This window comes from Lysobacter sp. HA18, assembly GCF_054057595.1.
Window position 1 is genome coordinate 2,622,973 of sequence record NZ_JBSRZL010000001.1, and the last position, 25,152, is coordinate 2,648,124.

At 67.3% G+C, this 25,152-nt stretch carries 20 protein-coding genes and 1 pseudogene; 3 read left to right on the plus strand and 18 right to left on the minus strand.

From position 1 onward, the window contains the following. Positions 1-65 precede the first annotated feature (65 nt). From ACVWWW_RS12900 to gap, 4 genes are all read right to left on the minus strand, one after another. Positions 66-1,361 carry a DUF3999 family protein gene (locus tag ACVWWW_RS12900; RefSeq protein WP_027082054.1) on the minus strand — a complete coding sequence of 432 codons (1,296 nt, stop codon included), beginning with the start codon at positions 1,359-1,361 and terminating at the stop codon, positions 66-68. Next, positions 1,358-4,063, minus strand: a complete 2,706-nt coding sequence (locus tag ACVWWW_RS12905; RefSeq protein WP_027082053.1) for a DUF2339 domain-containing protein — start codon at positions 4,061-4,063, stop codon at positions 1,358-1,360. The genes ACVWWW_RS12900 and ACVWWW_RS12905 overlap by 4 nt, the downstream gene beginning before the upstream one ends. Positions 4,064-4,373: 310 nt before the next feature. After that, positions 4,374-4,802: a hypothetical protein gene (locus ACVWWW_RS12910; protein WP_027082052.1), complete on the minus strand. Its 429-nt coding sequence runs from the start codon at positions 4,800-4,802 to the stop codon at positions 4,374-4,376. A 161-nt stretch (positions 4,803-4,963) separates the two neighbouring features. Continuing rightward, positions 4,964-5,968 carry a type I glyceraldehyde-3-phosphate dehydrogenase gene (gene gap / locus ACVWWW_RS12915; RefSeq protein ID WP_027082051.1) on the minus strand — a complete coding sequence of 335 codons (1,005 nt, stop codon included), beginning with the start codon at positions 5,966-5,968 and terminating at the stop codon, positions 4,964-4,966. Positions 5,969-6,082: 114 nt separating this feature from the next. Here gap and ACVWWW_RS12920 point away from each other — a divergent pair, with 114 nt between their 5' ends. The 3 genes from ACVWWW_RS12920 to ACVWWW_RS12930 all read left to right on the plus strand — a co-directional run bounded on the left by ACVWWW_RS12920 (position 6,083) and on the right by ACVWWW_RS12930 (position 9,524). Next, positions 6,083-6,898 carry a S1/P1 nuclease gene (locus ACVWWW_RS12920; RefSeq protein WP_027082050.1) on the plus strand — a complete coding sequence of 272 codons (816 nt, stop codon included), beginning with the start codon at positions 6,083-6,085 and terminating at the stop codon, positions 6,896-6,898. 146 nt (positions 6,899-7,044) lie between these two features. Further along, entirely contained in the window at positions 7,045-8,301 is a 1,257-nt protein-coding gene (locus ACVWWW_RS12925; RefSeq protein WP_027082049.1) for an HD-GYP domain-containing protein, read from the plus strand. Beyond that, entirely contained in the window at positions 8,298-9,524 is a 1,227-nt protein-coding gene (locus ACVWWW_RS12930) for a bifunctional diguanylate cyclase/phosphodiesterase (RefSeq protein WP_027082048.1), read from the plus strand. Before ACVWWW_RS12925 ends, ACVWWW_RS12930 begins: the two co-directional genes overlap by 4 nt. Positions 9,525-9,595: 71 nt before the next feature. Here ACVWWW_RS12930 and tkt read toward each other — a convergent pair whose 3' ends face one another. From tkt to ACVWWW_RS13000, 14 genes and pseudogenes are all read right to left on the minus strand, one after another. Continuing rightward, positions 9,596-11,587 (minus strand): transketolase, encoded by a 1,992-nt coding sequence (gene tkt, locus ACVWWW_RS12935; protein ID WP_027082047.1) that lies wholly within the window; start codon positions 11,585-11,587, stop codon positions 9,596-9,598. A 70-nt stretch (positions 11,588-11,657) separates the two neighbouring features. After that, a complete protein-coding gene (locus tag ACVWWW_RS12940; RefSeq protein ID WP_036141043.1) occupies positions 11,658-12,986 on the minus strand; it encodes a dicarboxylate/amino acid:cation symporter in 1,329 nt (442 codons plus the stop codon). A gap of 65 nt (positions 12,987-13,051) precedes the next feature. Further along, positions 13,052-14,026: a hypothetical protein gene (locus tag ACVWWW_RS12945; RefSeq protein ID WP_456998762.1), complete on the minus strand. Its 975-nt coding sequence runs from the start codon at positions 14,024-14,026 to the stop codon at positions 13,052-13,054. Positions 14,027-14,495: 469 nt separating this feature from the next. Beyond that, positions 14,496-14,777 (minus strand): annotated as a pseudogene (locus tag ACVWWW_RS12950) (BatD family protein); the annotation flags it as partial. Continuing rightward, positions 14,777-16,477: a VWA domain-containing protein gene (locus tag ACVWWW_RS12955; protein ID WP_027082046.1), complete on the minus strand. Its 1,701-nt coding sequence runs from the start codon at positions 16,475-16,477 to the stop codon at positions 14,777-14,779. The pseudogene ACVWWW_RS12950 and the gene ACVWWW_RS12955, both read right to left, overlap by 1 nt. Further along, positions 16,474-17,475 carry a vWA domain-containing protein gene (locus ACVWWW_RS12960; protein ID WP_036141038.1) on the minus strand — a complete coding sequence of 334 codons (1,002 nt, stop codon included), beginning with the start codon at positions 17,473-17,475 and terminating at the stop codon, positions 16,474-16,476. The genes ACVWWW_RS12955 and ACVWWW_RS12960 overlap by 4 nt, the downstream gene beginning before the upstream one ends. Continuing rightward, positions 17,472-17,921: a DUF4381 family protein gene (locus tag ACVWWW_RS12965; protein ID WP_036141036.1), complete on the minus strand. Its 450-nt coding sequence runs from the start codon at positions 17,919-17,921 to the stop codon at positions 17,472-17,474. Before ACVWWW_RS12965 ends, ACVWWW_RS12960 begins: the two co-directional genes overlap by 4 nt. Beyond that, positions 17,921-18,841: a DUF58 domain-containing protein gene (locus ACVWWW_RS12970; protein ID WP_027082043.1), complete on the minus strand. Its 921-nt coding sequence runs from the start codon at positions 18,839-18,841 to the stop codon at positions 17,921-17,923. The genes ACVWWW_RS12965 and ACVWWW_RS12970 overlap by 1 nt, the downstream gene beginning before the upstream one ends. Positions 18,842-18,851: 10 nt before the next feature. Then, positions 18,852-19,874, minus strand: coding sequence for an AAA family ATPase (locus ACVWWW_RS12975; protein ID WP_027082042.1), 1,023 nt, complete (start codon positions 19,872-19,874; stop codon positions 18,852-18,854). Between the two features lie 121 nt (positions 19,875-19,995). Continuing rightward, the gene (locus ACVWWW_RS12980; protein WP_155914144.1) at positions 19,996-21,861 is read right to left on the minus strand and encodes a type IV pilus secretin PilQ family protein; all 1,866 of its coding nucleotides are present in this window, start codon (positions 21,859-21,861) and stop codon (positions 19,996-19,998) included. 97 nt (positions 21,862-21,958) lie between these two features. Beyond that, complete coding sequence (locus ACVWWW_RS12985; protein WP_036141297.1) at positions 21,959-22,486, minus strand: pilus assembly protein PilP; 528 nt, start codon at positions 22,484-22,486, stop codon at positions 21,959-21,961. 10 nt (positions 22,487-22,496) lie between these two features. Next, entirely contained in the window at positions 22,497-23,192 is a 696-nt protein-coding gene (locus ACVWWW_RS12990; RefSeq protein WP_027082039.1) for a type 4a pilus biogenesis protein PilO, read from the minus strand. Beyond that, the gene (locus ACVWWW_RS12995; protein ID WP_027082038.1) at positions 23,189-23,917 is read right to left on the minus strand and encodes a PilN domain-containing protein; all 729 of its coding nucleotides are present in this window, start codon (positions 23,915-23,917) and stop codon (positions 23,189-23,191) included. Before ACVWWW_RS12995 ends, ACVWWW_RS12990 begins: the two co-directional genes overlap by 4 nt. Next, the gene (locus tag ACVWWW_RS13000; protein WP_027082037.1) at positions 23,917-24,975 is read right to left on the minus strand and encodes a pilus assembly protein PilM; all 1,059 of its coding nucleotides are present in this window, start codon (positions 24,973-24,975) and stop codon (positions 23,917-23,919) included. Before ACVWWW_RS13000 ends, ACVWWW_RS12995 begins: the two co-directional genes overlap by 1 nt. Between the last annotated feature and the right edge of the window lie 177 nt (positions 24,976-25,152).

The following is a 25,152-nucleotide window of genomic DNA, read 5'->3' on the forward strand; positions in this document are numbered from 1 at the left end:
GCACGGGACGGCGGGCCGTCGCCGGTCGGCGAAGCCGCCTATTGTCGTCGTTGCGACGTGTCGCGTCAGTCGGCGGTGCGTGGCGGCTCGCGCAGGACCCGTAGCGCGAACGTTCCGACGGCGATGACGCCGAGCCCCAGCACGGCCCACAGGCCCCAGGTCTTCCAGTCGCGAACCGGCGCGAATGCCGCATTTCCGGCGCGCTCGGTCGACGCACCGAGACGGGCAACCGCAGGCGCATCGGTGGTATCGCGCAGTACGGCCTGCACCGGCCGCGCCTCGCGGCGATTACGCAGACTGCCGGCGACCAGCGCGTACGGCGCACGCCCGCCCGCGACGAACACCACGCGCTCGGGCAGGTAGCCGAGTTTCAGCGACGGCGCATCACCCGTGCCCTGCGGCACCAGGCGCCAGTAGCGGTCCCGCACCGGGCTGTCGAACACCCGCGCCGGCGAACGGCCGTTACCCACGCGATAGACCATCCAGTACGGCACGCGATCGACCCACCGCGCCTGCGGCGTATCGCGGCTCTGCAGTCGCCATGTGCGCACGTCGTTGCCGGAGCCGTCGAGGTCGACCCAGCGCACCGGATAGCGGCCGTCGGCTTGGAATTCCAGCGACCCATCGGCGTTCGCGTGCGGCGCGAGCGTGCGCCAGAGGGGCGCGCGCTGCGGGCTCGAGGTCCAGATCGCGTCGATACCGGTGATGTCCGGCAGCGGACGGCTCACATCCTCGGGCACCAGGCGCAGGAAGCGCGGGTGTTCGACGCCTGCTTCGATCGCGAGCCGTCGCATCTGCAGGCCGTGCGCTCCTTCGCGCAGGTCGACCAGCCGACCGCGGCCAAGCTCGAACCAGTGATCGAAATCGGTACTGCCTTCGACGCGATAGCCCGTGTCGAAGTCCGCCGCGGGACGCCATGTGACGTCGAGCGCGATCGGCCGCTCGGGCAGCACTGCGGCATCGATCAGCACGGTCGTCGCCGGGCGTTCGTTGTTCACCGTCGACGAGCGCAGGCCACGCAGCCGCCCGTCCGCATCGACCTCGGCGATCACGCGCCAGTCGCTGCCGGACGTCGTGCCCGGTGCGGGCATGCGATACCACGGCAGCGCGCGGCGCTGCTCGGTCGGCTGCGCCGCTGGCGCGATGACCTCGGCGGGCACCGGATGACCGGACGCGTCGAGCACGTCGAGATCGCCGAGGTCAGCGCGTTGAACGACCGTGTAGGCCTCGGGCGTCAGCTCGAACGTGTAGGCGCCGGCCGACGTCGTCGTGACCACGGGCCACTGGCGTGCGTAGTCGACGGGCGCGGCGATGGCGAACGTCGTGACACATGCCAGCAGTGCAACGATCGCGCGCTTCATGCCGTCGCCTCCGTTTCGCCGGGCGGAACCGGCGCGAGATAACCCACCGCGGTGCACAGAAGACCGAACGCGATGAACGAGCCGATGCCGAGCAGGTTGCCAAGGTACTGGCGGTCGACCAGCACGAGCTTGGCGAGGACCACGGCCATCAGCACGGCGCCCACTTTCCACAATCCGCGACGCTGTCGGCGCGAACCCGCGACCCATGCGGCCATGCCGATCACGCTCCAGAGCACGGTGAGTGAGGTCTGCACCAGGCCCGTCGAGAACATCGATGTCGACCATGGCACGCTGCCCCATTGATGGGTCGCGCGCAACACGACGGACGTCGCGAACACGAACGCCGCGCCCGCGAGCCACGGCCGCAACAACTGCTCGTCACGGAGCGTCCGCCACGCGAGCAGCAACGCTGCGAGCTGCACGAGCTCGACGGCGTCGAATAACGGCACGTACGGCAGCGGCGACATCAAGCCTTCGTGCACCACGCCGACCACGAAGAAGCCGCCCAAGACGAGCGCGAGCATGGCCTGCAGGTTGCCGCGCCACTCTTCGAAGCCGTCGCGGAACGGCACCGCGATGCGATCGGGGCGAAGCAGCGCGACTGCGGCGAGCGCGAGCCACGGCAGCGCGGTCGCAGCGAAGCGCCATGCATCGCCGATGTCGGCCTGTTGCGCGATCTGGAACAACGCGAGCGACGAGAGCAAAGCGATCGACGCGAGCCAGCCGATATGCGTCCACCCTCGGACCCGCGAGCCGACGTCACGCACACAGGTCAGTACGCGCCAGGCAACGACGATATCCGCCGCCCATGCAATCGCGCCGAGCCCCGTGAGCGGCTGGCCGCGTTCGCTGACCTGCCAGCATGCGAACGCGATTGGTAGCAGCAACGACGCAGACGCTGTGAGATGCAGCGCACCAGCGGCGCGACGGCGCGCGACTTCGGCCGCGAGCAGTCCGGTACCGAGGATGACCAGCATCACGGCGTCCACTGCGTGCTTCGGATCGACACTGCGGTCGACCTCCCACAGCGCCGCACCCAACCACCACGCAAGGCCCCAGAGATAGGCGCCGACGGCCATGCCGTCCTGTTCGTGACGACGCGCGGCGGCCGCCGTCGCGAAGCCGCCGATCGCGATGAGAAGCGCCGTCATGAACGTGCCGTTGAACACTGGCGGCCCGACCACGTCGACATGGAACGCAGTGCCGAATGCGCCCAAGGCTGCGAGCTGCAATGCAAGGCCGGCGAGCTGCGGAAGCGACCGCGACTGTCGCAGGCCGAGCCACACGAGCCCGGCACCTTCAAGCGCGAAGATCGCTGCCGTTGCACGTGCCGACAACGCGAGTGGCACGGCGAGCGTCGAGAAGCCGATCGCGAGCACCGCATAGGGCGCGACGAGTTCGGCGAAGGCCTTCTGCCGACGCAGCAGCGACGCAAGCGCCGCATACATCGCGCCTAGCCCGAGTGCGCAGAACGCGAGCTCCATGCGATCCCCGCGAAGCATGGCCGCCTGCAGGACGAACGCGACCAGCGGCGTTCCGAAGATCAGGCTGCCGTCGAAGATGCGCCGCTGTGGCGGGGCTTTGGCTGCCGCGTACAGGATCGGGATCGCGACATACATCGCGAAGAACAGCAACAGGAACGGCTCCGTCGTACGGAAGTCCTCGGGGCGGTACTGCAAGGCGCCCCACAGGCTGCCGATGCCGAACGTAAACGCGAACCCGAGCAGATTGAGCAGACGCCAAGGGCGTCGCCATGCGATCGCGACGATGCCGGCGTTGAGCACGGCGTAGTAACCAAACAACGCGACATGGTTGCCCTGCCCCGTCGACAACCAGATCGGCGCGAGGAAACCGGCCAACACGCCCAGCACCGCCAGCGCCAGTGATTCCTGACGCACCGCGAGTACGCCCAGCCCCGCGACCAGCGCGACGCTGATGGCGAATGCCGCACCTGCGGGAATGAAGTGATACAGCTTGAACGCAGCGAACGTGACCAGCAGCAGCACACCGATCGCGCCACCCTGCAGCGCAAGGCCGAACGGACGCCGAGCTTCACGCTGGCGCCAGCCGAACACGAGTCCTGCGATCGCCGCCATCGCAACGCCGGCGAGGCGAAGCTCGATCGGAACATGCAACTTGCCCTGGTCGACCGCGTACTTGAGCAGCGCCGCCACGCCGGCGAACAGCACGAGTACGCCGACCTTGACCGGCACGTTGCCTTCGGTGAACCAGCGGCGGACGGTGTCGAACAGATCGTCGGTGCGCGAGCTGCGCGCGTAAACCGGTTGCGGGCGTGGCACGGCCGACGGCGTCGGCGAAACAGGTCGCGACGGCGGCAATGGCGGCAGCGGTGGCGGTACCGCAGCGCTCGTGGGTTCCGGAATGGCCGGCGCGGTCGCGCGTGTGGGCGACGGAGCTGGCGCCGGTACTGAAGTCGGTGCCGGCAGCACTTCGTTCGCCGATCCCGACTGTCGCAACAGTTCGGACAACGTCGGCTCAGGCGGCGGTGCGGATGCGGCATTAGTCGCCGGCGACGCGCTCGGCGATGCGGCAGCGTCGACCGCGCTCTGTCGCAGCCACGAGACCTCCGCCTCCAGTACAGCCATGCGACGGCGCAGGCCGACGGTCCATGCGAGCAACAGGACCAGCAGTACGGGTATCGCGAGAACCGCAACGACCGCGAGCATCACCACGCCTTCCATCGTCCCCTCCGGCTTCCCCGGCCGTGTGGGAACGGTAGCACGCGACCTTTCGCGGCCTGCCTAAAGACGTGTCGACCGCGCCGCCAAATGCACGCGCCTGCGATCAACGCAGTCGGCGCTGCGCCAGTCGAATAGACGCAACAAACGCATCGCGCATCGCTCGACAGCCCTGCGCGATGACTGGCGATCAGGATGCGGTCGTACAGGATGCGGTCGTACCTGGTAGCTCACCACCGTCGACCGCTCGACAAGCTACGGAACCGGAAGCGTCCCCCGATAGCAGCGGGACGCTTCCGTCGAACCACTCGAATCAGTCGCGATAACCGTCTTCGGTCGCGTCGTACTCGATCTTGATCAGTACCTTCTGACCGTCGAAGTCGGACTGGTTGGTGAAGACCAGACGACCGAGATGCTTCATCGCGCACTCGGTACGCACCTTGTCGCCGCCGAAGTGGAACGGAATGAACGACTTGCCCGTCATGTACTGGCCGCAGTCGGCCTCGTGCGTGGCTTTGTCGCCGAGGATGTCACCGACCTGCTTGAACGACATGCCGATCTCGAGCTTGGCGAACGGGCTGCCGGGAATCTCGGCGCCGACGATCTCGCCTTCGACGTCGTGAAGCCCGGTGACCTCGCGGCTCGGCGGTTCGTCGGAATCCTTCTTGCCGGCCTGCGCCGTCGCGGCGGTGGACAGGGCCACCAACGCCACCATGCAGGCGGCGAGCGTCTTGCGTGACATGACATCTCCTTGTGATTGCGCGTCTGCGCGGCGCGAAGTATGTGCAGCTTGCGGTGCGCGGACAAGACGGTGCTTACCCGCCGCGACGTCTGAAAATTCCGAACCCATAACGAAGAACCCCGCCAATCGGCGGGGTTCGGTGGAGCAGTTCAGACGTCGCCTCAGCCGCGCGCGACCACGCGCACCATCTCGAGGCACTTGTTCGAATAACCCCACTCGTTGTCGTACCAGGCGACGAGCTTGACGAAGGTCGGGTCGAGCGCGATGCCGGCTTCGGCGTCGAAAATCGACGTACGCGCGTCGCCGCGGAAATCGGTCGCGACGACCTTGTCTTCCGTGTAGCCGAGCACGCCCTTCAGCGCGCCTTCGCTCTGCGCCTTCATCTCCGCGCAGATCTCGGCATACGACGCCGGGCCGTTCAACTCGACAGTGAGGTCGACCACCGACACGTCGGACGTCGGCACGCGGAAGCTCATGCCGGTGAGCTTCTTGTTGAGTTCGGGGATGACCACGCCGACAGCCTTCGCCGCGCCGGTGCTCGACGGGATGATGTTCTCGAGGATGCCGCGGCCGCCGCGCCAGTCCTTGTTCGACGGGCCGTCGACGGTCTTCTGCGTCGCAGTCGCCGCGTGCACAGTGGTCATCAGGCCGCGCTTGATGCCCCACTTGTCGTTCAGCACCTTGGCGAGTGGCGCGAGGCAGTTGGTCGTGCACGACGCGTTCGAGATGATTTGCTCGCCCTTGTACGACGCGTGGTTCACGCCGTACACGAACATCGGCGTGTCGTCCTTCGACGGCGCCGACAGGATGACCTTCTTCGCGCCCGCATCGAGATGCTTCTGCGCGGTGGCCTTGTCGAGGAACAGGCCGGTCGATTCGATGACGACGTCGGCGCCGACTTCGTTCCACTTCAGGTTCGCCGGGTCGCGTTCCTGCGTCAGGCGGATCTTCCTGCCGTTGACGACCAGCTGGCCGTCCTCGATCGACACGTCGCCCTTGAAGCGGCCGTGCACCGAGTCGTAGCTCAGCATGTAGGCCAGGTAGTCCGGCTCGAGAAGATCGTTGATGCCGACGATCTGGATGTCGTCGCCGAAGTTCTGCACGGCTGCGCGCAGCACGTTGCGGCCGATGCGGCCGAAGCCGTTGATGCCTACCTTGATCGTCATTTGGGAGCTCCTGCGGGGCCGCGACGGCCGGAAACAGTCGCGCATTCTAGCAGGGCACCCGAACCGGCTCCTGCGTCACTCGGCCTCGGCGGGAGCGTCGCGTACCATTCGCCGATGACCCGAAAACTCCTCGCATCCGCACTCCTTTTCTGCATCGCCTCGCCCGCTTTCGCGTGGGGCGCACTTGGGCATCGGCTCGTCGCCGACCTCGCGCAGGACGAACTCACCCCGCAGGCGCGTCGCGAAGTCGACGAGCTGCTGAAGGGCGAAACCGAGCCGACGCTCGCCGGCGTCGCCAACTGGGCCGACGAGCTGCGCGCGAACGACCCGGACCTCGGCAAGCGCAGCGCGAAGTGGCATTACGCCGACATCGCCGAGAACGGCTGCGGCACCTACGAGCCGCCGCGTGACTGCCCCAACGGCGACTGCGTGATCGAAGCGATCCGCGCGCAGACCGCAATCCTCGCCGACCATTCGCAGTCGCTGGACGCGCGTCGTCAGGCGTTGAAGTTCGTCGTGCATTTCATCGGCGACGTGCACCAGCCGCTGCATGCGGCGTTCGCCCACGACAAGGGCGGCAACACGGTGCAGGTGCGCATTCCGACCGCGGATGGCGGCGAGAAGGGCGGCAACCTGCATTCGCTGTGGGACAGCGGCCTGATCTCGAAGACCGGCCTCGACGAGCCGGCATACCTCGCGAAGCTGCGCGCGCTGCCTCTCGCCGTCGACATCCCGAAGCACGTTCTGCCGCCGGATTCGCCGGCCTGGGCGCAGCAATCGTGCCGCATCGCGACACGTCCGGGCGTCTATCCGCCGGGCCCGGAGATCGACGCGACCTACGTCGCCACGTTCACCCCGCTGGTCGACGAACAGCTTCGGCGCGGCGGAACGCACCTGGCTCAGGTGCTGAACGCGGTGCTGGGTCACTAGGGCTCGCGCACGCGGGTTTAGCCCGCAACGCCATGCGACCCGTTGGGCGGCCAGCCACCTACCGGACCATGGACTACTTGTAAGCGCCCCCCGGCGGTTTACTCTTGCCGTTCGCGGCGTCCGCAGGGGAGCGTCGGCGGGGGCGCATGCAGATCGAAGAACGCCAGATCGAAGCGGACCAGGTGCGGCTCGGCATGTTCGTATGCCGCCTCGATCGCCCGTGGACCGAGACGCCTTTTCCGTTGCAGGGCTTCTACGTCAGCGAGCTTTCGCAGATCGAAACGCTGCGGAACCTGTGCCGCAGCGTGTGGATCGACGTGGAGCTCAGCCAGCAGGCGCAGACGCGCGGGCTCACCGGCCTGATCGCACCGGGCGCGCTGATGATGACTGCGCGCGAAGGCACGACCACGCCGCAGCGCGCGCCCCCCGCTGTGCGTGACCCGCGCATCGGCACCGTCCGCTATCACGACACGGTCGACTTCGAGCACGAGATCCCCGCTGCGCGCGAAGCGCTGGACGTCACTGCCGCAACGATCAGCAGCTTGGTGGACCAGGCGCACAGTGGCGATCCGATTTCACCGGAAGTCGCGCATGCCGCGGCGCGGCCCGTGGTCGCCAGCGTGCTGCGCAACGCCGATGCCATGTTCTGGCTCAACGCACTGCGCCGTCGCGACGGCTACGCGTATTCGCACGCGCTCAACTGCGCGATGCTCGCCGCCGCGTTCGGCCGGCATCTCGGCCTTCCCGAGGACTACCTCATCGATCTGTCGACCGGCGCCATGCTGATGGACATCGGCAAGACGCAGGTGCCGCAGCCGCTGCTGGAACGCGATGGTCCGCTCGACGCGATGTCGATGGCGCGCGTGCGGCGGCATGTCGAACTCGGCGCACACATGCTGCAGGACGACCGCTTCAGCGACACCGTGCTGGAGATGGTCAACGGTCACCATGAACGCGCGGACGGCAGCGGTTATCCGCAGCGTCGGCGCGGCTCCGATATTCCACTGCATGCGCGCGTCGCGGCGATCGTCGACAGCTTCGACGCGATGACCAGCGATCGGCCGCATGCGCCGGCGATGGCGCGGCACGTCGCGCTGCAAGAGCTCTACCGCGATCGCACGACGCGCTATTACGCCGAACTCATCGAGCAGTTCATCAGCTGCCTCGGCGTGTATCCCACCGGCTCGCTGGCCGAACTCAACACCGGCGAGATCGTCGCGGTCATGTCGCAGAACGCGGCGCGTCGCCTGCGCCCGCGCGTTCTGGTGCTGACCGATCCGGACGGCCAGCTGACGTCGGGCTTCAGAACCCTCGACCTGCTATCGGCCGACAGCTCGATCGAGATCGTGCGACCGCTTCCGAATCACCACGCAGGCATCGACGTCTCGGAGCTCTATCTTTGAACCGCGCCGAGCTGTCGCGCCGGCTCAACGCGCGCATCGAAGCAGGTGAAAACTGCCTCGGCATCCTGCTGGTCCGCATCCAGCGCCTGCAGGAGTTCCGGCTGGTGCACGGCTACGAGGCCAGCGACGCGGTCGGCCGCGCCGCATTCGAGCGCATCCAGGAGTTGCTGCGCCCGCAGGACGTGCTCGAGCAGGTGGCCGAGAACGAATTCATCGCCCTGCTGCCCGGCCTGATGAATCCGGGCCACGCGATGCTGGCCGGGACCCGCGTCGTGCGCGCATTCGAGCGACCTCTGGTGTTCGGGCAGCACGCGATGATGACGCCCGTCGCGGTCGGCCTCGCCCTGTCCCCCGAGCACGGCGGCGACGCCACCACGCTGCTGCGTCGTGCCGAGATCGCATTGCGCGACGCGAAGCGCATGAGCGACCGCTGCGCGCTGTACAGCCCCGGCACCGAACGCATGATGGTGCCGTACGAATGGCTGCACGATGCGCTGCGCACGAATCGTCTGGAAGCGCATTTCGAACCCATCCTCGACCTGCGCCGCAACGCAATCAGTGGTTACGAATCACTCGCGCGCTGGAATGATCCCGACAGCGGCGTGATCCGTCCCGACGTATTCATTCGTCTCGCCGAAGACACCGGCCTGATTGCTGAACTCACGCGGTGGAGCCTCAACGCGACGTTCCGCCATGCCGCGGCCATCCGAGTGCGCGATCCGAAGCTGCGCTTTTCCGTCAACGTGTCGCCACGCGTGTTCGGCCAGCGCGATCTCGTGCAGCAGATCACCGGCGCGTTGTCCGTGTGGGACATGCCCGCCGAATCCGTGACGCTCGAAGTCACCGAAAGCGCGCTGATGGAAGATCCGATGACCAGCATCGCGATGCTGCATACGCTGCGCGAAGCGGGTCTCGGCATCGCGATCGACGACTTCGGCGCGGGCTATTCGTCGCTCGCCTATCTCAAGCAGTTCCCCGCGACCGAGCTGAAGATCGACCGCAGCTTCGTCGCCGACATGCGGCACGACCTGCGCTCGGCACGCGTGGTGCGCGCGATCATCGACCTCGGCCATCAGCTCGACCTGCACGTGGTCGCGGAAGGCATCGAGGATGCGGAAACGCTCGAGGTGCTGCGCGCACTCGGTTGCGACCGCGCGCAGGGTTATCACATCGGGCGCTCGACGCCGGCGTCGTATCTGCTCGACCGCGCGCCGAACGCCTGACTGCGTTTGTGCCGTCCTGAAACGAACACGGCGCCCCGAAGGACGCCATGTTCGAACATCGTCGCTGACGATCAGCCCAGCGAACGTGCTGCCTCGACCACGCGCTCGACGGTGAAACCGAAGTGGGGCATCAGCTTCTCGATCGGCGCACTCGCGCCGAAGCCGTGCATGCCGATCACCGCGCCGTCGAGGCCGACGTACTTGCGCCAGTAGTCCGCGGTCGCCGCCTCGATCGCGACGCGACGACGCACGCCGCTCGGCAGCACCGACTCGCGATATTCCGGCGTCTGGCGGTCGAAGATTTCCGTGCACGGCATCGATACGACGCGCGCCTTGTCGCCGAGCTGCTCGGCCGCCTGCACTGCGAGGCCGACTTCCGAACCCGTCGCGATCAGGATGATCTCCGGCGTGCCGACGGAATCCTTCAGCACGTAACCGCCGCGCTCGATGTCGGCGACCTGCTGCGTGCTGCGCTGCTGGTGCGGCAGGTTCTGGCGCGAGAACACAAGGCAGCTCGGGCCGTCGTTGCGGATGATCGCGTGCTTCCACGCCACCGCCGATTCCACCGCATCGCACGGACGCCACACGTCGTTGTGCGGGATATAGCGAAGCGACGCGAGATGCTCGATCGGCTGGTGCGTCGGGCCGTCTTCGCCGAGGCCAATGGAGTCATGCGTATAGACGTGGATGACGTGCGCGCCCATCAGCGCCGACATGCGCACCGCGTTGCGCGCGTAGTCGCTGAAGACGAGGAACGTGGCGTCGTATGGAATGAAACCGCTGTGCAGTTCCAGGCCGTTGCAGATCGCGCCCATCGCGAATTCGCGCACGCCGAAGTAGATGTAGTTCGCGTTCGGATCGTCCGTGGCGACCGACTTCGAGCCCTTCCACAGCGTGAGGTTGGAATGCGCGAGGTCGGCCGAACCGCCGACCAATTCGGGCAGCAGCGGCGCGAACGCCTCGATCGCCATCTGCGATGCCTTGCGCGACGCGACCACCGGGCCTTCGGCCTGCAGCTTCGCGATATAGGCATCGGCGGCTTCGACGAAGCCTTCGGGCAGCTCGCCGGTGATTCGACGCGACAGCTCTGCAGCTTCGGTCGGGAAGCTGGCGGCATACGCCTGGAAGCGGCGATCCCATTCGCCTTCGCGCAACGCGCCGGCGTCGGCCGCATGCCAGGCCTGTGCGATCGGCGCCGGCACTTCGAATTCACCCGCAGTCCAGCCGAGCGCCGCGCGCGTCGCGATGATTTCGTCCTTGCCCAGCGGCGCACCGTGGCTCGATTCCTTGCCGGCCTTCGCGGGGGAACCGAAACCGATGGTCGTGCGGCAGCAGACCAGCGTCGGCTTGTCGTTCGACTTCAGCGCCTGCTCGATCGCCGCCTTGATCGACGCCGCGTCCTGACCATCGACGCCGCGCACCACGTTCCAGCCGTACGCCTCGAAGCGCTTCGGCGTGTCATCGGTGAACCAGCCGTCGGTGTTGCCGTCGATCGAGATCTTGTTGTCGTCCCAGAACGCGACGAGCTTGTTCAGGCCCCACGTGCCCGCGAGCGACGCGGCTTCGTGCGAGATGCCTTCCATCAGGCAGCCGTCGCCCATGAACACCCAGGTGCGGTGGTCGACGATCGCGTGGCCGTCGCGGTTGAAGCGCTGCGCGAGCAGCTTCTCGGCAAGCGCGAGGCCGACGGCGTTCGCGAAACCCTGTCCGAGCGGGCCGGTGGTGGTCTCGACGCCCGGCGTCATGAAGTTCTCGGGGTGACCCGGCGTCTTCGATTCGAGCTGGCGGAAGTTGCGCAGGTCGTCGATCGAGACGTCGTAGCCCGTCAGGTGCAGCAGCGCGTACTGCAGCATCGAACCGTGGCCGTTCGACAGGATGAAGCGGTCGCGGTTGAACCAGCCCGGATTCGACGGGTTATGGCTCAGGTAATCGTTCCAGAGCACCTCGGCGATGTCCGCCATGCCCATCGGCATGCCCGGGTGGCCGGAGTTGGCGGCCTGCACCGCGTCGATGGCGAGGAAGCGGATGGCGTTGGCGAGTTCGCGTCGGGTCGGCGTGGTCATCGGGGAGCGGGCGGCGGCGGGAGCCCGCTATTCTCCCATCCCCCGCCGCGCCGTGCCCGGCCGCTGGGCGTCAGTGCCCCAGGCCGCCCTGCGTCGGCAGCGTATCCGGCACGTCCGCTTCGCCGCTGCGATGCGAGACGACGACTGCGGTGGCGAGGTCGCCCGTCACGTTCAGCGCCGTGCGGCACATGTCGAGGAAGGTGTTGACGCCAAGAATGATGCCGATGCCTTCGGCCGGCAGGCCGACGATGCCGCAGATCATCGCGATCACCGGCAGCGAACCGGACGGGATTCCCGCCGTACCGATGCCGCCGAGGATGCACAGCAGCAGCACCATGAGCTGATGCCCCAAGCCGAGGTGCAGGCCGTAGACCTGTGCAAGGAACAGCACGGTGATGCCTTCGAACAGCGCGGTGCCGTGATGGTTCGCCGATGCGCCGACGGTCAGCACGAAACGCGAAACCTTGCGCGGCAGGCGAAGGTTCTCTTCGGCGACGCGCAGCGTGACGGGCAGCGTCGCGGTCGAGGACGCCGTGGCGAACGCGGTCAGCGTCGCTTCCTGCGAACCGCGGAAGAACACGAGCGGCGACATGCCGCCCATGAAGCGCACCCACAGCGGCAGCACTACGAAACCGTGGATGGCGATCGCGACGAGCACCGTCAGAACAAACCAGCCGAGGCTCAGCAGCACGTCGAGGCCCAGCTGCGCGCACAGCACGAACATGAAGCAGAACACCGCGTACGGCGCGAGCTTGATGAACATGCCGATCAGATGCATGCAGATCTCGAACAGGCCGTGCAGCGCGTTCTTGAAGGCCTCGGTGCCGGCGGTCGGCTTCATCACCAGGCCGATGCCGAACATCAGCGCGAAGAACACGATGCCCAGCTTCTCCTTGTCGTTACCCATCGCGCTCACGATGTTGTGCGGCACGATGTTGACCAGGAGGTCGATGAAGTTGAGCTGGTTGCCCTGCGTGGCGATTTCGCTCGCCTTCGCCAGGTTGCTGCTCATCGCCTTCTGGATGAGGTCGGGCGACATGTGCGTGCCCGGCTGCAACACGTTGACAGCGATGAGGCCGATCGCCACCGCTGCGGCGGTCACCGCGCCCGTGTAGATCAACGTGCGCCAGCCGAGTCGGCCGAGACTCGCGATGTCGCCGAGCTCCGCGACGCCGAGCACCAGCGCCGAGAACATCAGCGGCACGACCAGCATGAAGAGCAGATTGAGGAAGACCTGGCCGAAGGGCTTGGCGACGTAGGTGATCACATGCGCGACCCACGGCGCGTCCGGCGTGGTCGCGTGCACGATGAGGCCGATGACGGCGCCGAGCACGAAGCCGAGCAGGACCTTCACGTGCAGCGGAAGGCCGCGGCGGACGGCGGGATTCGTTGCGTGCATTGGGCGTTCTCCGTCGAGGCGATGCGAGCTTAACAAAGCAGCGCGACCGCCCGACGTCCCGAGCCTTAGGTCGGCGGGTACAAAGGAGGCAGGGGTTCGCGCGCTGACGTCGCCGCCGTGCGCCAGCGTGGGCCCGATGCGAACGCGGCGCGCAGGCGGGCGCGTGCGTCAGCGGGATCGCCGCCTCCCCAACGTGCGCGACGCAGGCGATCGACCGCGTCGCGTTGTGCTGCGTCGTCCAGACGCGCGGCCACGGCTTCGAGGTCGACGGTGTCGCCGCCGGCCAACGTTCGTAGCGCGGCATCGATGTCGGAGAGATCGCCGAGCTCGAGGGCGCGCGCGAGGCTTGGGGTCGTGGCCGAGGGCGTCGCCTCTGCGGTGCGCGTCGGGACCGGAGGTGGCGGAGCAACATTGCCGGGAGCCGGGAATGGCGGCGGCGAGGATGTCGAGGTCGGGGTGTACGTGCGCGTGGCGGTCACGGGCGGCGATGTCGACACGATCGGCGTCTCGCGCTGCGCGGAGCGCGAGCGCCACAGTCCCGCGCCGACGAGCAGCAACGCGACCAGCACGGCGATCACGCCCGCGACCATGCGACGATCTAGACGACGCGCAGAGGGCACGCCCGACGGCGCATCGTCGCGCGCCGCGGCATTTTCGGCCGGTGCGCCTGGCGCGACCGTCAGCGTGATCGGCGGCAGCTGCGTCGAACGCGCCTCCCCTGCGCGGCTGTCCCACCAGTCGACACGCGGGCCGGGAATAGTCAATGTGCCCGCGCGCGACGGCACGATCGAAAAACGTCGCTGCTCGCGAACATGCGGGCGGCCGTCGACCATCGTTTCGTCCGACTGCGGGCGCTCCGGGAACACCTGCGTGCCGTCGGGTGCGGTGATCTGTAGATCGGGCAACTGCGCAGCGCCTGCGCCATCGGCCTCGACTTCGACCACGATGTTCGACGCACTGCCGGCGCGCGCCTGGTTCGGCTGTTCGAGATAACGCATCGTCAGGCCGCGCAATGGCAGCCATGGCGTCGGCGCGTTCACGGGTATCGCGCGCAGCGTGCAGGATGCGCGGCCGCGCGACGGCATGCAGCGCGGACTGTCCGTCGCCGAACAACTGATCGAACGCATTGCCGGTGCCGCGGCCTTCGAAACTCGCCGGCGGAACGACCAGCTCACCGCTGCGCTCGGGCACAAGCATGAAACGACGCTCAGTCACCACATACGATCTGCCCCCAACCACCCGACGGTATTGCACGTCATCACCGACGCGCTGCAGGCTCGCACCGGTCGGCTCGGGCTGGTCGAGTTGCCCCGCGATCAGCGGAATTGCCGAATACAGGCGCACGACCCAGCCCACCGACTGCTGCACGTACGGATCCTGCGCATCCGCTTCGCTTTCGACGAATACGTCCGCATTGCCCGACACCGCTGGCGCACTCGGTGCTGGGGTCACCAGCAGCGTCAACGGTTGCGTGTTCGCGCCGCCGACATGCAGCGACGGAATGCTCAGCAGCCCGTCGCGTCGCGGCCGCAGCGCGACCGCGTACAGGCTGCGACGGCTGATCTGTCCGTTCACCCACTGCAGTTGCTGCTGACTCGCCTGCCCGCTCAGATCGAAGTCGCGCAGCAGCGGCGCGTAATCCGGCGCATCGTTGGCGTCGGTCTCGACGTTGAGAGTGGTGGTCTCGCCGACGGCGATGCGGTCGCGATCGAGCCATGCACGCGTCTGCGCACCGGCGACCGTCGCGAACGCGAGCAGGACGAACATCGCGAGCAAGCGCGCGACGCGCATCAGCGTTGTCCTCCGAGTTGCCGCCGTTCGTACTCGAGCCGGAACTTCTCGCGCAGCAGGTTGCCCGGCTCGTCGGGCACGCGCATCAGTGCGGCTTCGTCCGATAGCCGACGTTCGCGCTGTTCGGGCGTCATCGGCTGCGCCTTCGCTTTTTCCGATGCGGCCTTCGCCTGCACCTGCTGCAATGCGCGCTGCATGCTTTCGCGTTGCGCGGCGTCGGCCTGCGATTGGCGTGTCGCGTCCGCAGGTTTCGGCGGCGACGAGCCGTTCTGCTTCGGCGGCGGCGTCTGCCCGGTCGACGGCTGCGAAGACGAGGACTTGCCGTTGCACGCCGCATCACCCGGCTTGCAGTTACGCGGCTGTTGCGACTGCTGCGACGTGCCGCCCTGCTTGCCCGACTGCTGCTGCCTACCCTTCTGCTGCTGGGGCGGGCGCTTCATCGCCTGCAGCACCGCGTTGCGGTTCGCGATCGCATCGGCCATGCCGGGCTTGCGACGCAATGCTTCGTCGTACGCGGCGACCGCATCCTGCAAGCGTCCGGCTTTGGCGAGCGCATTGCCGCGGTTGTAATTCGCATCGGCGCTGTCGGACTTCTCGAACTGCGCCGCTGCCTTGTCGAAGTCGCCGCGACGATACGCGTCGATGCCCCGGTCGATTTCGCGCCACGCACGTTGATCGGGACGATGGAACAGGTCCGCTGCGAACGTTGGACGCGGCATCAGCGCGACTGCGAGCAGCAACACTGCGGCACGCGGACGTCGCACCAGCACGATGAGCGCCAGCAGCATCACGAACGGCACGAGACGGAAGCCTTCGTCGGCCCATGCGCGGCCGCCTTCGCCACGTTTCGCACCTGTGCCGGTTCCTGTGGCGAATACCACATCGTCGTTACCGTCGAGCGTGAGCCGTGAATAACGACCGCCGCCGTTGCTGGCGAGCGCACGCATCGATCCTTCGTCCAGGCTCACCCGCACCGTCGATCCACCCGGCGTGCGGATCGTGCTGCCGTCGGGCGTACCGAGGCCGAGCGCCGACACGGTGATCCCGGCGTTTTGGGCGTCGCGTGCAGCACGCTGTGACGTGCCGTCCGCGTGGTCGGTGACGAGCACGATGCGGCCGCGCGGGAAGCCGGCGCGTTCGATCAACTGCCGCGCCTGCGCGATCGCACGCGCGGGCGACTGGCCATCGACTGGCATCACGGCGGGTTCGAGCGCATCGACGAATAGCGCGACATTGGCCGCGTCATCCGTCAGCGGCGCTACGGTGAATGCGTCGTCAGCGAATGCGACCAGCGCGACGGGTCCGCTGCGCGGCGACTGCAGCAGTCGCGTGAGGCGGGCACGCAATTGCGCGAGGCGCGTTGGCGGCAGATCGTTGGCGAGCGTCGCGCTCGACAGGTCCACGGCGATGACAAGCGGCTCGCGCGTTTCCCATGCGGGCACGTCGAGCTGACGCCATGCGGGGCCGGCCAGAGCGACGACCGTCAGTGCATACGCGAGCATCGCGGTCCATGCGGCGAACCGATGCGTCGCCGCACGGCCCGGCGCGAGCAGATGCGGCAGCAGGTGCGGATCGACGGCACGCTGCCATGCGGCATCGCTCGACCCGCGTCGACGCAGCCACCACCACAGCACCGGCAGTGCGAGCAGCGCGAAGAGCCATTCGGGTCGCAGGAAATTGAGCGGGCCGAGCGAGATCACGTCGCGTGCCTCCACTGCAGTGCCGCGAGCAGCGCGAACACGAACGCCCCAGAGAGCGGCCACAGGTAGCGTTCGATGTGCGGACGCACGGCGCGGCCCGGGCGCGCGATTGGCTCGAGGCGATCGATCTCCGAATAGATGCCGGCGAGCTCGCTGGTGTCGCGTGCGCGGAAGAAGCGTCCGCCGGTGGTGCCGGCGATGTCGCGCAGCGTTGCCTCGTCGATTTCATCGTCGCCACCCGGCGACGGAATGCGGAAACCGAACAGCGACATGCCGCCTTCGCCGCCGAACGCGACGGTGTGGATACGAACGCCTGTATCGGCGGCGATGCGCGCGGCCTTGCGCGGATCGAGCACGCCCGCGGTGTTGACGCCATCGGTCAATACGACGAGCACGCGCTCGCCCGTCGGTTGGTCGCGCAGCCGTCGCACCGCGAGGCCGATCGCATCGCCGATCGCGGTTTCCTGGCCCGCGAGTCCAACCACACTGTCGGCAAGCTGGTCGCGCACGGTGTCGCGGTCGAGCGTGAATGGCGTGAGCACGTGCGCCTGTCGGCCGAACACGAGCAGGCTGAGGCGATCGCCTGCGCGACGGTCGATGAAGTCCGACAGCACGGCTTTCGCCGCGGTGAGTCGATCGACCGGACTTCCGCCGAGTTCCATGTCCGGCTCGTTCATGCTGCCCGACAGGTCGAGCGCGAGCATGAGGTCGCGGCCTTTCGCGGGCGGCTGCGTCGGCGGGCCGAGTTCCTGTGGTCGCGCCGCAGCGATGCACAAGAGGATCCATGCGATTCCGGCGAGCACGCCGACGCCACGTCGCGACCGCTGCGTCATCGACGTACCGACAATCTCGCGTAGGCGTTCCGACAGCGGCATTCGGAGCGCCGCGCCATCGCTTCGAGGCGCGGGCAACAGTCGCGATGCGATCCACGGCAACGGGATCGCCAGCAGCCATGCGGGCCACTGCAGCAGGTCGTAGGCTTCGCGCAGGCCGATCATGCGCGGCGACCCATCAGTTGTACGAAGCGTTCGCGCGCGAGGCGGACGGCTTCGTCGGCCGCGCGTTCGTCGACCTTCGGGCGAAATGCGCCATCGAGCAGCAGGCGGCCCGGGCCGTCGACGAAATGCAGGTCGCGCGTTTCAAGGAAGCGCAGCCAGTCGTCGCCATCGAGCCGATCGGCGTCGCCACGCACGCGACGTGCGGCGCGACGAAGAAGTTCGGAACTGCGTGCGAGGCGTGCGGTCGTTGTGTCGGCGGTCGCGATGTCGTCGTCGAACAACGCCGTGATGAGCGCACGCCGGCGCGCGAGATGTCCGCGAACGAACATGACGATCGCGACGATGGCGATCACCGCAAGCAGCAGCAACCACCAGCCGGGTGCGGGCGGCCATAACGGCGGAGCCGGCGGGCGATGCACGTCGCGCAGCAGCAGGCCGTCCGCCATCAGGCCACCTGTGCGACGCGGCCGCGCAGAAGCGCGAGGCAGCTTTCCGACGCATCGGTGGTCGACAGCCCCATGACGCGGACGCCGCGACCGGGCAGCGCTTCGGTCGCGCGCTGCAGTGGCGCAGCGAAACGTGCGAGCCAGCGGTCGCGCGTTTCACGGTCGTCGAGCGCGACTTCGACGCGGCCGTCGTTCGTCGCGAAGGGCACGCGCAGCGACGGCGGTGCGGTTTCGATGGGATCGTTGAGCAGCACGATGGCCGCGTCGTGGTGCCTCGCCAGCGCACTCCATCGCTGCAACGGCACGGCTTCGAGACTCGAGGGATCGGCCAGCACGACGATGCGCGCGCCGGGACGCATCAGACGCTGCGCGCGTTCGAGTGCGATCGATAGCCCGAGGTCGTCGTCGGGCCGCTGCGTATACCAGCGTGACAAGGCATCGATGACACGCAATGCGCCGCGCGGACCGCCGGCCGGCGACACGGGCGCCTCGCGCGGACTCGCACGCAATACCGCGACCCGATCACCCTCACCCACGGCGTGCCAGGCGATCACCGCGCCGGCGCGTGCAGCTTGCACTGACTTGAATCTCACGCGTGTTCCGAAATACAGCGCAGGATCGGTGTCGACGACGAGCAGCGTCAGGCGCTCGCGCTCGGCGTGGAAAACCTTGGTGTGCGCGCGTCCGGTGCGTGCCGTGAGTCGCCAGTCGACATGACGCGCGTCGTCGCCGACCGTGTATTCGCGCGACTCGGCGTACTCCATGCCGCGTCCGCGCATCGGCGAGTTTGCGAGGCCCGCGCGCGCGGTGCGGACGCGACGCATGTGGCGCGGGCTCGCCGCGACGCCGCGCAAGGCGACGAGCTCGGCGATCGTCGGCGTTACGCCGTCGGGGATGGTCGTGGTCGTGTCGTTGCGCATGGCGGTGCGCTCAGGGCAGCGGCACCCGCGCGAGCAGCTCGGCGACGAGGCGTCCGCCGTCCCAGCCTTCGGCGGTCGCCTCGAAGCTCGGCAGCACGCGATGTCGCAGCACATCGGGCGCGACGCTGCGCACGTCGTCGGGGGTGACGTAGTCGCGGCCGGCGAGCCATGCATGCGCGCGCGCACAACGTTCCAGCGCAATCGATCCGCGCGGGCTCGCGCCCCAGGCGATGCGTCGCGCGAGTGCGGCGTCGTAGCGCTGTGCATCGCGGGAGGCGAGCACGATCTCGACCAGATAGCGCTCGACGGCAGGTGCGACATGCAGCGACAGCACATCGCGGCGCGCGGCGAAGACGTCGTCGATCGAAAGACGTTCGACGGTCGCGGTGGAGGTTGTCGTATTGCCGTCGAGCACATCGCGCGCGCGTTCTCGTGCGAGCCGAAGGATTTCGGTTTCGACCTGTGCATCGGGATAGCCGATGCGGACGTGCATCAAGAAGCGGTCGAGCTGCGCTTCCGGGAGCGGGAACGTGCCTTCCTGCTCGATCGGGTTCTGCGTCGCCATGACGAGGAACAGCGGCGGCAGCGGATACGTAGCGCGTCCGACGGTGACCTGTCGCTCGCCCATGGCTTCGAGCAATGCCGACTGCACCTTCGCGGGCGCGCGGTTGATCTCGTCCGCGAGCAGCAGGTGATGGAAGATCGGCCCGGGCTGGAATTCGAAACGCCCGTCCTGCGGACGCCACACCTCGGTGCCGGTCAGGTCGGCGGGCAACAGGTCAGGCGTGAACTGCACGCGGGCGAATTCCGCGTGCAATCGCGACGCGACCGCGCGGATCGCGCTGGTCTTCGCCAAGCCGGGCGCACCTTCGACGAGAAGATGCCCATCGGCGAGCAGCGCGACGAGCAGACGCTCGACCAGCGTCGCCTGCCCGACGATCTCCGCCTGCAAGGCATCGCGCAGGTCGTTGAAAAGGCGGTGGAGCCGGTCGGCGTCGGGGGCCGCATCCATGGTGTCGTCCTGCGCATTCATTCGCGCATTCTGACCGGATCGTCGGCCCGGAGTTCCGACAGTGCCTTCACAAGCGGCCAAGCGCTCCCACAAACGGAAACGGGGCCCGAAGGCCCCGTCCGTAAACATTGCTCGCGACCGCTCAGCGCTGCGCGACGTGCAGCACCTTCGGCGTCACGAAGATCAGCAGCTCCGCCTTGTCCTTGGTGCGGCCGTTCTTCTTGAACAGGTTGCCCAGCCACGGAATGTCGGCGAGGAACGGCACCTTGGTGATGTCCTTGCGATCGGTGAACTCGTAGACGCCGCCGATCACCACCGTCTGCCCGTCCTCGACCAGCACCGCGGTGTTCACTTCGCGCTTGCTGATCTGCGGAACCTGGCCGATCGAGGTGTCAATGAAGCCTTCGACTTCGTCCTTCTTGACGGACATGTTGAGGAACACACGGCCATCGTTCGTGATCGTCGGGGTCACGCGCATCTGCAGGACGACGTCCTTGAACTGGACGTTCGGCGTGGCAACGCTACCGGCGACAGCCGGAGTAATGGTGACGTAGCCGACTTCCTTACCCTGGGTGATGACCGCTTCGCGCTGGTTGCTCGTAACCACGCGCGGGTTCGAGATCACTTCGCCGCGACCTTCCGTTTGGAGCGCCGAGAGTTCGGCGTCGAGCAGATACCCAGCGTTGAGGATCGAAAGGCCGATCGAGCCTGCGGGATTGGTGACAGGGAGATTGGTCATCAGCGACCGGGTGATGGCAGCAGCAGTTCCCGTCGAGACAGCACTTCCGCGAGACGCGGCATTGGCGGCAGACGCTTCGGCGGAGCCACCGAAGCCAAGCGAACTACGATCACCCGCCTTGCCCGAAGCACCGCTGATGCCGAACTTCGCACCAAGTTCGCGCGAGAATGTGTCCGTTGCGATGACGACGCGCGCCTCGATCACCACCTGGTCGACCGGGCGGTCGATCACGCGGATCAACTCCTTCATAGCCGCGACTTTCTTCGGAATGTCGCTGATCATCAAAGTGTTGGTACGTTCATCCGACACAAGCCGGCCGCGTGCCGACAGGAACCCGGTGTCACCGGTCTGACTGCTTCCCGCACCGCCGCCGGAGCCAGCTCCGCCAATTCCCTTCGCTTCCGTCAACGCCTTGAAGATCGCATCCGCATTGTGATAGTTGATCTGCACGTACTCTGTCACCAGGTCCGTGCGATTGTCGATCGCGATACGCGCGTCTTCCTTGTCCTGCTCGTACTTCGCGATCTCAGCCTGCGGGGCGACCCACACGACGTTGCCGTTGCGGCGCTTGTCGAGGCCCTTGGCCTGCAGGACGATGTCGAGTGCCTGATCCCACGGCACATTGATAAGGCGAAGGGTCACGTTGCCTTGGACCGTGTCCGAAGCGACGAGGTTCAGGCCCGACTCTTCCGCGATCAGCTGCAGGACGGTGCGCACAGGCACGTCCTGGAAGTTGAACGTCACCGGCTTGCCCGCGTAACGCGAGCTCGCATTCGCCGCGGTCAGCTGCGCAGCGGCAGCGCGGACATCGGACGTACCGCCCACGGCGCGCGAGCTGGTGGCCGACTTCGGCGAGATCTCGACGATGTAGTCGCGGCCGGTCTGGTACGCCATCGAATCGAACGAGCCGCTGGTGTCGAGCACGAGTTGCGTCCCGGCGCCGCTGCTGCGCGGATCGATGCGCGTGACCGGCGTGGCGAAGTCGCTCACGTCCAGCGTTTTGCGCAGGTTGGCCGGCAGCTGCGCGTTGCCGATATCGACAATGACGTTCGACGCGCTCTTCCGCAGGTCAGGCATGGCGCCGTCACCGCTGAAGTGCACGACGAGTCGGCCTGCGCCGTCTTCGCCACGCTTGAAGTCGATGTCCGCGACCGAGACGGTGCCCGGCAATTGCTTGGCCGGATCCAGGCTCGGTGCCGGAGCGACCGATGCCGCGGGTGCAGGTGGTGCAGGTGGTGCGGCCTGGACGCTGCCGAGTGCCGCCAGCATGCCGAGGGCGAGTCCCGCCAACCGGGCCCCGATCAGGGGACGGGCCGTCCTTGCGGATTGGGCAGTATTCGAAATCATGATCCTCATCCCCTCAGCATCACTTGTTGTCGTCGAGTGCCAGCGTGGCTGGCCGTTCAAGCCAGCCACCGGCCCCGTCGGGCACCAGTTCCACCAGCTCGATGCGGTCCTCGAACACCGCGGTTACGCGGCCGTCGGACTGCCCCATGTAGTCCCCTGCCCGCACGCGATAGGTCACCTTGTCGGGCGCCATCACGAGTGCGGTAACGCCTGCGCCCTTGCCCAACGTGCCGACCATGTCGAGGCTATCGAGCGGGAAGGCTTCGAGCGGTTGCTTGCGACGCGCCGAGTCCGGACGCGGCCCATTGCCGCCGCCGTCATCGGTGAAGGCGCGGCTGAACGGATCGCGCAGCGACTGCGCGGAATACTCGAATGTCTCGAACTGCTGCATCACCGGAAGCGGATCGAGCGGCGGCGCCGGACGCGCCTTGACGCCGTCCACCCACTTCTCAAGGTTCGGTGCGTCGCCGGGCCGGCTCGTGATGCCCCGCGCGCAACCCGCGAGGGCGGCGGCGAGCACGAAGCTCCGGACGATCGTGGATCGCATCGTCTGCATGTCAGCCTCCCTTCGCGCCGTTGGCCGGCTGACCGTTTGCAGGCGCCTGGCCATTGGCCGGCGTCGCCTGCTTCGCGACTTCTTCTTCGTCGAGGTAGCGGTACGTCTTGACCGTACCCGACAGCTCCAGCAGTCCGTCGTTCGCCCCAACGCCGTTGGCGGCGGGTGCGTTCTTCGGCTTCAGCGAGATGTCGTGCATGGTCATGATGACCACGCGCGGCAACGACGCCACGCCGCTCATGAAGGCACCAAACTGGTGGTACGTGCCGACCATGCGCAGCGCAATCGGCTTCTCGGCGTAGAAGTCCTTCGGCTGCTCGTCGCCCGGCTGGAACAGTTCATTGGTGATGCCGGTCGCGAGTGCCGTCTGCGAAATGTCGACGATCAGGTCTGGCATCTCGTTCTTGCTCGGCAGCTGACGAAGCATCTGCTGCAGCTGTGCCTCCATCTGCACGAGCTGTTGCTTGAGCGCGCCGAGGTTCGCCGCTTCGCCCTGCTTCTTTTCGTAGGTCTGGCGCAGATCGGATTCGGTGTGCTCAAGGCCACTCAGCTCGTCGCGCTTGTCACCGATGAACAGGTACCAGAACAGGCCGATGATGAGCAGCCCGATGATCGCGCAGAACACGGCCTTGGCTTCGCGCGGCCACGAGCCGATGTTGTTGAAATCCAAGCTTTTGAGGTCGAAATTGCGGCTCACGACTTGGCTCCCGGAGTGGTCGACGTGGCGGGTGCCGAGGCGGGCGCAGCGGGGGTGGCGGCCGGCGTTGGGGCTGCCGGAGCTGGTGTTGCCGCAGGCGCCGCCGTCGTCGCAGCGGGCGTCACCGCCGGGGTGGCTGGCGTTGCATCCGGAATGCCGTCGCCGTCCGTGTCACGCGGCGCGTTCGGATCCGCGAGCTTGACGCTGAGCGTGAACTGGTACGGCAAACCCTTGTCCTCGCCCTTCGCCTCGATGACCGAGAGCTGCGGATCGCTCATCCAACCCGAGCTTTCCAGGTTGCGCATGTAGGTACTGACGCGTGCGTTCGACTGCGAACGCCCCTCCAGCGTGAGCGACTGGTCGTCCTGCTTGATCGACGTCAGCACCACGCCGTCGGGAATCGTGCGGACCAGCGAGTCGAACAGATGGACCATCTGCGAGCGGCTGGCCTGCAGCTTCTCGATGACTTCCTTACGCGCCAGCAGGCGTGCCTTCGTCTTGTTAAGTTCAGCGATCTCGGCGATCTGCTTGTCGACGTCGTCGATCTGCGTCTGCACGAACGCGTTGCGCTCCGTCTGGCCGTCGATCTGCGCGCCGTAATACATGTTGATGCCCATCGCGAGCACGAGCGCGCCAATGGCGGTCGCGCCGAGCATCCAGCCGAACTCCTTCTGGCGCTGCTTTCGGCGCTCGGCACGCCACGGGAGGAGATTGATGCGTGCCATCAGTCGAAGCTCCTCAGCGCGAGCCCGCAGGCGATCATGAGCGAGGGCGCGTCCTGCGCGAGGGCGTGCGGCTGCACGCGCGGCCCCAGCGTCATGTTCGCGAGCGGGTTGGCGACCATCGTCGGCACGCCGAGCTGGTCCTCGAGCATCCGGTCGATGCCGGTGATCGAGGCACCGCCACCGGCGATGACGAGCTGGTCGACGCGGTTGAATTCGCTGCCGGCGTAGAAGAACTGCAGCAGGCGGCTGATCTGCTGGACCATCGCCTCCTTGAACGGCTCCAGCACTTCGGTCTGGTAGCCCTCGGGCAGGCCGCCCTGGCGCTTGGCCTGGCCGGCTTCCTCGTAGGACAGGCCGTAGCGGCGCATCACTTCATCGGTGAGCTGCTTGCCGCCGAAGACCTGCTCGCGGCTGTAGATGGTGCGGCCGTTGCGGAGGACGTAGAGCGTCGTCATCGTCGCGCCGGAGTCGACCATCGCGACGAGCCCGTCGCGCGGCGTCTTCAGCTGCTCGGACAGGAGCGCGAAGGCGTTCTCGATCGCGAAGCTCTCGACGTCCATCACCCGGGCCGTGAGGCCACCGAGCTCGAGCGCGGAGGCGCGGATCTCGACGTTCTCCGAGCGCGACGCCGCCAGCAGCACCTGCACGGTGTCCGGCGTGTTCGGCATCGGGCCCAGGACTTCGAAGTCGAGGTTCACTTCGTCGATCGGGTACGGCACGTAGTTCGCCGCTTCCAGTTCGACCTGCGCCTCGAGCTCGTCACCGTCGAGATCCGACGGCATCGGAATGACTTTCGTGATGACCGCCGACCCGGCGACCGCGGCAGCGGCCCCCTTGGCGCGAGTGCCCGACCGGGCCACGGCGCGCTTGATGGCTTCGCCCACCGCCTCGACCTCGACGATGTTCTTTTCCACCACGGCATTGGGCGGCAGCGGTTCCACCGCGTAATGCTCGACGCGGTAGCGGTTGCCGGCTCGGGTGAGCTGCAACAGCTTGACCGCGGTCGAACTGATATCCACGCCAACCAGGACCGGCTGGCTCTTCGTGATCACGCCCACTTCGAATCTCCCCTGCCGCAGGCGTTGGGACGCACTTCTTGCGGCACTGCCTAGATAACGGACTTTTCACCCCGTGGCAACCGGGCCATCACGATTCGTGATGCCTCCGACAAAAACCCGTCACCAAAAGGATGAACGGTTGAGCTGCCCGATCGCCGGAATTCCGACGTAGACGCC